The sequence below is a fragment of the Oceanisphaera arctica genome (genome assembly GCF_002936955.1).
Taxonomy (GTDB): Bacteria; Pseudomonadota; Gammaproteobacteria; order Enterobacterales; family Aeromonadaceae; genus Oceanimonas; species Oceanimonas arctica.
The window spans coordinates 1-8452 of the sequence record NZ_MPZM01000077.1; the positions used below are offsets into that span (position 1 = coordinate 1).

General features: G+C 55.2%; 8 protein-coding genes. 6 read left to right on the plus strand and 2 right to left on the minus strand.

Annotated features, from left to right (window positions below; translation table 11 throughout):
- Positions 1-162: 162 nt before the first annotated feature.
- Together UN63_RS16355 and UN63_RS16360 are read left to right on the plus strand one after the other, a co-directional pair.
- Entirely contained in the window at positions 163-1644 is a 1482-nt protein-coding gene (locus UN63_RS16355; protein WP_229793431.1) for a PhnE/PtxC family ABC transporter permease, read from the plus strand.
- 118 nt (positions 1645-1762) lie between these two features.
- The gene (locus UN63_RS16360; RefSeq protein ID WP_146084767.1) at positions 1763-2071 is read left to right on the plus strand and encodes a hypothetical protein; all 309 of its coding nucleotides are present in this window, start codon (positions 1763-1765) and stop codon (positions 2069-2071) included.
- Positions 2072-2164: 93 nt separating this feature from the next.
- Here the strand turns inward: UN63_RS16360 and fabG are convergent, their stop codons facing one another.
- The gene (gene fabG, locus UN63_RS16365) at positions 2165-2917 is read right to left on the minus strand and encodes a 3-oxoacyl-ACP reductase FabG (protein WP_219821201.1); all 753 of its coding nucleotides are present in this window, start codon (positions 2915-2917) and stop codon (positions 2165-2167) included.
- Positions 2918-3337: 420 nt separating this feature from the next.
- Between fabG and UN63_RS16370 the strand changes: the two genes are divergently transcribed.
- The 4 genes from UN63_RS16370 to merA all read left to right on the plus strand — a co-directional run bounded on the left by UN63_RS16370 (position 3338) and on the right by merA (position 6300).
- Positions 3338-4231 (plus strand): IS4 family transposase, encoded by an 894-nt coding sequence (locus UN63_RS16370; protein WP_104488563.1) that lies wholly within the window; start codon positions 3338-3340, stop codon positions 4229-4231.
- 129 nt (positions 4232-4360) lie between these two features.
- Positions 4361-4648, plus strand: coding sequence for a mercury resistance system periplasmic binding protein MerP (gene merP / locus UN63_RS16380; RefSeq protein ID WP_425320325.1), 288 nt, complete (start codon positions 4361-4363; stop codon positions 4646-4648).
- Positions 4649-4651: 3 nt separating this feature from the next.
- On the plus strand, positions 4652-4894 hold the full coding sequence (gene merF / locus UN63_RS16385) for a mercury resistance system transport protein MerF (protein ID WP_104488564.1): 243 nt from the start codon (positions 4652-4654) through the stop codon (positions 4892-4894).
- Positions 4894-6300 (plus strand): mercury(II) reductase, encoded by a 1407-nt coding sequence (gene merA / locus UN63_RS16390; RefSeq protein WP_104488565.1) that lies wholly within the window; start codon positions 4894-4896, stop codon positions 6298-6300. Before merF ends, merA begins: the two co-directional genes overlap by 1 nt.
- A gap of 262 nt (positions 6301-6562) precedes the next feature.
- On the opposite strand, the gene UN63_RS16395 is transcribed toward merA, so the two are convergent.
- Complete coding sequence (locus UN63_RS16395; RefSeq protein ID WP_104488566.1) at positions 6563-7876, minus strand: urate hydroxylase PuuD; 1314 nt, start codon at positions 7874-7876, stop codon at positions 6563-6565.
- Positions 7877-8452 lie beyond the last annotated feature (576 nt).

An 8452-nucleotide genomic window follows, 5' to 3' on the forward strand; every position in this document is an offset into this window, starting at 1 on the left:
GTCGGCGCCACGAAACCGTGGTGCTGGCGCTACATAACGTGGAGCAGGCACTCACTCACTGCACCCGTGTGGTAGGGCTGCGCGAGGGACGGGTGGTGCTGGATGCGGCCACCCACACCCTGACTGCGGCCCAGCTGCAGGCCCTTTATCAGGGGCACTGAGGTGAAGGCAGAACCCCAACCCGCGCGCGCCATGGTGCACGGCAGCCTGCTGTTTGTGCTGCTGGCGTTGTTGTGTCTGCCCTGGGCCGATCTGTCCGTCACCGCCGTCGATCCCTGGACCGAACTGGGCCGGCTGGCCGGTGGTCTGTTACAACCGACGCTTCCCGATCTGAGCACACTGGCGTCCGCCGTGGCCAATACCCTGGCCTTTGCGTTGCAGGGGGTGGCGCTGGGCGCCGTGCTGGGACTGTTGCTGGCGGCCGGTTATCGCCGTGGCGCCATTCGCCGGCTGGCGGCGGGGGTGCGTGCGGTGCACGAGCTGTTCTGGGCGCTGCTGTTCATTCAGCTGCTGGGGCTGTCGGCCCTGACCGGGGTGTTGGCCATAGCGCTGCCCTATGCGGGCACCTTCGCCAAGATCTTCGGCGAACTGTTCGAGGAAGCGGATCCGGCACCGGAGCAGGCGCTGCCACCCGGGCTAAGCTGGCTGTCGCGCCTGGTGTATCTGCAGTTGCCGCTGTGCTGGCGGCAAATGGCCACCTATACCGGCTACCGGCTGGAATGTGGCATTCGCAGCTCGGCGGTACTGGGCTTTATCGGCCTGCCGACCCTGGGTTATCACCTGGAATCCCTGCTGCGTCAGGGCTACTACGACGAGGCGGCGAGCTTCTTCTATGCGCTGGTACTGATCATCGCCACCCTCAAGTGGTGGCTCAGCCCCCGGCTGCTGCCGCTGTATCTGCTGGCGTCCCTGTGGTGGCTGCCGCCGCTGGCCAGCTTCAACTGGGCGCTGATGGCGCGCTTCTTCACCGAAGACATAGTACCGGCGCCCTTGCGCATCGGCGACTGGGCCGGTCTATGGCCCTGGTTGCAGGGGCTCTGGGTGCAGCAAATCGGCCCCGGCCTGTTCAATACCCTGGTGCTGGCGCTACTTGCGCTGCTGGTCACGGCGCTGCTGGCGCTGCTGTGGTTTCCGGCTATTTCACGGCGCTTTGGTAATCGGCTGACCCGCACCGGCAGCCATGGCTGGCTGGTGCTGATGCGTTCCCTGCCGGAATACCTGCTGGCCTTTATCGGCATGCTGTTGCTCGGCCCCGGCATGTTGCCCGCCATTCTTGCGCTCAGCCTGCACAACGGCGCCATCATCGCCCACCTGCTCGGCCATCACCTCAATACCCTGACGGTGCGTGAAGACGCGCCCCAGGGAGGTAATCTGTATTTCTTCGAGGTGTTGCCCCGCCTGTACCGGGCCTTTATGGCCTACAGCCTGTACCGGTTCGAAAACCTGATCCGGGAAACGGCGATTCTGGGCATGCTCGGCATTCCTACCTTGGGTTTTTTCATCGACTCGGCGTTCAGCGAATTCCGCTTCGACCGGGCCATGGTGCTGCTGCTGGTGTGTGCCGGGCTCAATATGCTGGTGGACTCGCTGGCCCGGCGCCTGCGTCGTCGCCTGCACCTGAGCAGCCGGGCCCAAATGTTGTGAAGGACTGTCTATTTTTCTTGTGTTTTGTGTTTGTAGACGATATACAGCAGTTATTAAGCCAAGGGAGCCAGACGGAAGGGCTTTACTTAGAACATCAATAACATACAGGTGGTAAAGGATGAACAACATATTGAAATCAGGCGTACTTGGCGTAATGGCGTTGCTGACGGTGGGTTGTGCGGGAACGCAGACCACCGGAGAAAAAATGCTGTCTCGTAGCGAGGCGGCACAAGACATTGGCAAGATGTGGAACAAGGGTAACGAGCTGGTGCTGAAAGGTGAAAAGCTGCAGGCCAAGGGTGATGACCAGGTCGAAGAAGGCAAAGACAACATCAAGAAGGGCCAGCGCATGATCAAGAAAGGTCAGCGACTGATGGAGAAAAGTGAAGCTCAGTATCGCGAGAGTTTTCCCGGCGAATCGCTGTAAACCGACCAAAAAGCGAGATGATATGTGATCGTCTCGCAGCCTTTCAACTCAGCGGCCCAAGGCCGCTGGTTTTATTTCTGGGTCCCAGAGCCGTTACAGCACCAGGCCACCGTCTATCTTCAGTACCTGACCGGTGATGTAACGAGCCCGGTCACTGGCCAGAAACAGCACCCCTTCGGCGATATCCTGCGGTTCGCCCAGCGCCCCCAGCGGAATGCGAGCACACATCTTGGCAAGCACCTTCTCCGGTACCGCCTGGGTCATCTCGGTATTGATAAAGCCGGGCGCGATACAGTTGGCGCGGATCTGGGCGCCACCGTAGACGAACTCTTTGGCCCAGCCTTTGGTCATGCTGATGATGCCGCCCTTGCTGGCCGCATAGTTGCTCTGGCCTATGTTGCCGTCGGTACCCACCACAGACGAGATGCTGACGATGCTGCCCCTTGCCTGCAGCTTCATCAAGGGCAGCATGGCTTGGGTCATCATGAAGACCCCCTTGAGGTTGACGTCCAGCACTCGGTCCCAGTCGGATTCGGTCATTTTTTCGAGCAGGGCGTCGCGGGTAATACCGGCGTTGTTCACCAGCACGTCGACCCGACCCTGCTCGGTCATGATGCGGCCGCTCAGGGCGCTCAATGCGGTGGGGTCGCACACATCCAGGGTAATGGCAGTAATATTGTTGTAGTCACCGATCCAGTCTTCTGTGGGGGCCATGTTGATGTCGCAGGCATAGACTCGTGCCGCACCCGCCAGGGCGAGGGTTTCGCAGATGGCCCGGCCCAGTCCTCTGGCGGCACCAGTTACAACACAGATTTTTTCATTCATATCATGGTTTGGCGTATTCATGCTCGGGGATCCTTAAATGAGTGGGATGGTCCCGTTCAGCACTGCTGCGGACCACGCCATCGAGTCTAGTCCTTTTTGTGCGCTGCATTGTCATTTTATTATAAAATAATATTAAATTAATATTGAATATAAGTGTTTTAATTTTAGTTGTGACAGATTTATTTTGCTTTGCAATATTAAGTTGAGCGCGGTGACGCATGCCAGATCCGGGTATGAAAAGCGAATGGAAAAGCGAGGTAGGGCCCTGGCGGGATGAGCGAAAAATCGGTACCGAAGTTAGCGTCCGAGAAAAGCTGGAACCATGGCCGTAACGCCGAGGGATTAGGCAAGCTGAACTATGATGCCCGCCGTGGTATGTACCTTCATCCCACCTTGATGGTGACACCGGAGCGTTTGTCATTGGGGATCACCGATGCCTAGATGTGGGCGCGCGATGGCCAGCAACCGAAAGAAAGTGAACGCTGGCTGGAAGGCTATCAGCGGCTCAGTGAACTGAAACAACAGCTGCCCGATACCCGGTGGGTGTATGTCGGCGACCGGGAAGCCGATCTGTTCACCCTCTATCAAGAACAGGCCGTTGCCCCCCATATCGACTATCTGATCCGGGGAAAGCATAACCGCAAACTGGCAGACGGGCGCAAGCTCAAGGAAGTCGTCGCGGCGGAGCCGGCATTAGGTGAGGTACGCTTTACTTTGCCCAAGGGGAGAAAGCGCCCCTCCAGGTCGGTCACCCTGAGCATCCGTGTCGCCCGGGTGGAGTTGAAACAACAGCAGTTGCCCATCACCGTGGTGATGGCAGAAGAACAGAGCGTCCCAGCGGGGGCAACGCCAGTCAGCTGGATACTGCTCAGTAACATCCAGGTAGAGACGCTATCCGGCGCTCAGGAACTGCTCAACTGGTACCTGTGCCGTTGGGAAATTGAATTATTTTTCAAAACGTTAAAGAGTGGCTGTCGAGTAGAGTCGATGCAACTGCGCAGCCGGGAAAAACTGGAACGGCTGCTGGTAATCAAGATGATTGTCGCCTGGCGAGTGATGTACCTGATGCGGCTCAATCGCGTGGTGCCGGAGCACAGCTGTGAACTGGCTTTTGACCCCGAAGAGTGGCGGATCATTTACGCGTCGGCGTTGCGGAAAGCACCATCCAAAGAGGCGCCGAGCCTGAGAACCCTGATCCATCTGGTGGCCTCTTACGGTGGTTATTTAGGACGCAAGGGCGATGGCGAGCCCGGGTTGAAAACGCTGTGGCTGGGCCTGGAGCGTTGCCATGATATGGTTCGTGCCATACAAGAGACAAAGGAATTGTTGGGCTGACTTATGGGTAAAGGGATGACCTAAGAACCTAATAATCTATAAGGTCATTTTTTGGGTGGTTGCCTTGCTGATCCTGGTCGTTCTGGGATTCCCCTACATTATTCCACTGCTCTATTAAGAGGTACCGCCATGACCATGAAAAATCTGCTGATTTACCCCCCCCTTCTGACAGCCGTTTTCAGCCTTTCGGCCTGGTCCGCAGAACAGACCGTCACCCTATCAGTGCCCGGTATGAACTGTGCTGCCTGTCCCATTACCGTCAAAGTGGCACTCAAAAAGGTTGAGGGCGTCAAAAACGTGGATATCAATTATCAGCTACGGGAAGCCAGAGTGACGTTCGAGGATAGCCAAGCCTCCATCACCGAGCTAACCGAAGCCACGACCCATGCCGGTTATCCCTCTATCCGTAAGGAGTAACTTATGAGTAATCCCAAGGCATTACTGAGGACGAGTTTGATTGGCACCATTATTGTTGCACTGTGCTGTTTCACCCCGGTACTGGTTATTTTATTCGGTGTCATTGGCTTGGCCTCACTCGTTGGCTACCTGGACTACGTGTTGTTTCCCGCTCTGATATTTTTTATCGGCCTGACTGCCTACGCTCTATGGCGTCAGCACAAAAGGCAGGAAAGTTCCGATCATCCATCTGGTAAGGAGTTATGATGAACCACAATCAATCGCCCCATATTGTTGTTATTGGCACCGGCGGTGCCGCCATGGCCGCGTCCCTGAAGGCTGTGGAACGTGGCGCGAGGGTAACCATCATTGAACGCAGTACCCTTGGCGGCACTTGCGTCAACATTGGCTGCGTGCCCTCCAAAACGCTGATCCGTGCCGCAGAAATTGCCCACCTTCGTCGAGAAAGCCCCTTCGACGGTGGAATTAGCAACCAAACGGTTGAAATCGATCATGCCAAACTGGTGGAACAACAACAGGCCTTGGTGGAAGGGCTCCGTGATGCCAAGTACGGTAGTATCCTTAGGGACAACCCGCACATCACCCTGATTGAGGGAGAGGCACGGTTTGTCGACACGCGTACAGTGGCTGTCCGTCAACCAGGCGGTACCGAAATGCATATCCAGTTCGACCAGGCTTTCATCGGTACAGGAGCTCGCCCTGCGCAGCCAGCCATCCCTGGTCTTGCGGATACCCCCTACCTGACATCCACCTCCGCTCTGGTGCTGGATCAGGTGCCACCCAGACTGATCGTTTTAGGCGCTTCTGTGGTGGCGGTGGAACTGGCGCAGGCCTTCGCACGGCTTGGCAGCCAAGTCACAGTGCTGGCGCGCAGCCGACTGCTTTCCGGTGAAGATCCTGCCATTGCTGATGCCCTCGAAGCCGTTTTATGCAAAGAAGGCATCGAAGTACTCAAGCAGACTCAGGCAAGCAGAGTGGAATACTCGGACGGTGAATTTATATTGCAGACCCATTCTGGAACCTTACGGGCCGAGCAGTTGCTGGTTGCCACGGGCCGAACTCCAAATACCGAAGCACTTGATCTGGAAACCATTGGCGTAAGAACTCACAACGGAGCCGTTGAGGTAAACGAGCACTTGGAAACATCGGTGCCCGGTATCTATGCGGGCGGCGATTGCACCATTCAGCCCCAATTTGTTTACGTGGCGGCGGCGGCGGGCAGCCGGGCGGCGATCAACATGACCGGTGGTAATGTAACTCTGGATCTGAGCGCCATGCCGATGGTTATCTTCACCGATCCGCAGATAGCCACAGTGGGCTTGACCGAAGCACAGGCTACAGCACAGGGCTTGCTGGTGAATACCCGTACCCTGACACTGGATAACGTGCCACGAGCACGAGTCAATTTCGATACTCACGGCTTTATCAAGATGGTGGCGGAAAAAGACAGTGGTCGCTTGCTTGGCGTGCAGGTAGTGGCTGCCGAAGCGGGTGAACTCATCCAGACTGTCGTATTTGCTCTACGTAACCGGATGACCGTGCAGCAGGTCGGGGATGAACTATTTCCGTATCTGACGATGGTAGAAGGCTTGAAACTCTGCGCCCAAACCTTCACCAAGGATATCAAACAGCTTTCCTGCTGCGCGGCCTAAAAACTACAAAGGTCCCAATCGATCTTTCATTGAGCACATGGCGGTTGCTCTGACAGTTGGCTAATTCGATGTCCGCCTTTGATCAGCTCTCACCTTTATAAAGCCGGAAAGTAATTCAATTTTTTTGACAAAAGAAAAACCAGTGGCCGAAGCACACTGGTTTCTCTACTTAGGGGACTTCACCCTAGCCAGCACCACTTAAGGTAAACGGCTTGGCATGATGCGGGCCTTTTGACGTTAGCGGATGGCTACGTCGTTTTGCTTACTGACCGTTCCAGGCGGCGATCATGTCGCGCTCTTCGTCGGTCATCTGGGTCATGTTACCCAGCGGCATGTACTTGCTGGCAACCACTTGTTTAATGTGATCAGCCTGCAGCAATATTTCCTGTTGTGAATCCAGCACTATACCCAGCGGTGCAGCAGCAAACATTTCACTCGTCGGAGCTTGTGCATGACACTCTACGCAGCGGCTATTCATGATGGTTTCTACTTGCGCCAGCGTCACTTCACCAGAAGCGGCAGCGACTGACTCGGCAGCTTCAACGGTGCCTTCGGCTTCTACGGCGGTGCCTTCGGCTTCTACGGCGGTGCTATCGGTCGCAACAACACTGCTTTGAGCAGGAGCGGGCGCCTGTACGGCTTTCTTGGCAGAAGGAGCACCAATCCAGACGGCAACCAGAATCAGAGCCACACCGGCAATCGGATAGCCTGGGCGGATCTTGCCGCCGTGCATCAATACAAAGTACTGACGGATCAGGGCACCGGCAAAGATGAACAGCACCATGATCACCCAGGACAGCGAGTGAGTGAAGGTGAAGGCGTAGTGGTTACTCAGCATCAACAACACTACTGGCAGGGTGAAGTAGGTGTTGTGTACAGAGCGTTGCTTACCACGCAAACCATCGATTGGGTTTGGTTTTTCACCAGCCTTCATGGCATTAACCATGCGGCGCTGGCCTGGGATGATCCAGAAGAACACGTTGGCAGACATGGCGGTAGCCATCACTGCACCGGTCAGCAAGAAGGCGGCACGGCCAGAGAAGATGTGCGTGCTCAGGTAAGCAACCACAACCATCATCACGGCAACGGCAACACTCAAGATACCATCGCGGGTCATGTTGGGGCTGATGCGCTTACACAACTCGTTATAGACAACCCAACCCAGCAGCAGGAAGGCCAGAGCGGCAATGTTGGCCTGGGTGCCAGTCATGTTGGCAGCCCATTCCCACGGGCTGTTACGGTTGACCAGGTAGAAGCTGGGCTTGGTCAGGTATAACAGGGTGAACAGACCAAAACCTGACAACCAGGTGGTGTAGGCCTTCCAGAATGACCAATGCAGATCTTCTGGCAGATCTTCCGGGCTGCTTGCATATTTTTGGTTGTGGTAAAAACCACCACCGTGCACGGCCCACATTTCACCAAATACGCCTTTTTTCTTGCACTCTTCACCCTTGGGTGGCTTGAGGCCGTTATCCAGCATAACGAAGTAAATTGACTCACCCAGCCATGCGATGGCCGCGATGACGTGCAGCCATCTTATTAATAAGTTACCAAAATCCAGCAGATACGCTTCCATGGTCTTACCTTCTCTGTTTCATAATTATTAGTTGGGACCCTAGCGCATCGAAACAGGTGCCCAGCTTGCATTGAGCTGGGGGCTGAGACCACATGCGCTGCCTTCTCATGTTCAGATTGTGTGCGGTTTTAAAATCAAAATGTTGACAATTTTCACGTAGATTTTTTTCAATTACGTGATGAATGTCAATGCAATTTAACAGTTAAACCATATTAAACCTATTGCAAATTCTGAATGCCCATTTTCACAAAAGATAAAAGCTATATATATCAATGCTTTGGTGATTACCTCCGGTGGAGGCGTTCAAAAATCATTTTCAGGTTAAAAAATATCCACCTGAAGCCGAGCGGCATAATAATAGCGGATCTTGTGATCAAATGAGCAGTTAAATTCCGAAAAAAATGTATCGAAGATGACAGCTGCTTGCACAAGATTGTATCGGATTGGCTGGATAGTTCCGCAGATATCGTCTGATGAGCTAGCTATCGTCCGCCCTACGGTACCTCGATGCGCCTTGAACGTGGGCCAACCCTCGTACCTTCAGTAATCGATGCAGCGGCGCGGGGCAAAGCCGGG

Excerpts from the sequence above, each read along its gene's own strand:
- UN63_RS16360 (WP_146084767.1), top strand. The coding sequence starts at position 1,763 with ATGAACAACATATTGAAATCAGGCGTACTTGGCGTAATGGCGTTGCTG.
- fabG (WP_219821201.1), bottom strand. The coding sequence starts at position 2,917 with ATGAATACGCCAAACCATGATATGAATGAAAAAATCTGTGTTGTAACT.
- UN63_RS16370 (WP_104488563.1), top strand. The coding sequence starts at position 3,338 with ATGTGGGCGCGCGATGGCCAGCAACCGAAAGAAAGTGAACGCTGGCTG.
- merP (WP_425320325.1), top strand. The coding sequence starts at position 4,361 with ATGACCATGAAAAATCTGCTGATTTACCCCCCCCTTCTGACAGCCGTT.
- merF (WP_104488564.1), top strand. The coding sequence starts at position 4,652 with ATGAGTAATCCCAAGGCATTACTGAGGACGAGTTTGATTGGCACCATT.
- merA (WP_104488565.1), top strand. The coding sequence starts at position 4,894 with ATGAACCACAATCAATCGCCCCATATTGTTGTTATTGGCACCGGCGGT.
- UN63_RS16395 (WP_104488566.1), bottom strand. The coding sequence starts at position 7,876 with ATGGAAGCGTATCTGCTGGATTTTGGTAACTTATTAATAAGATGGCTG.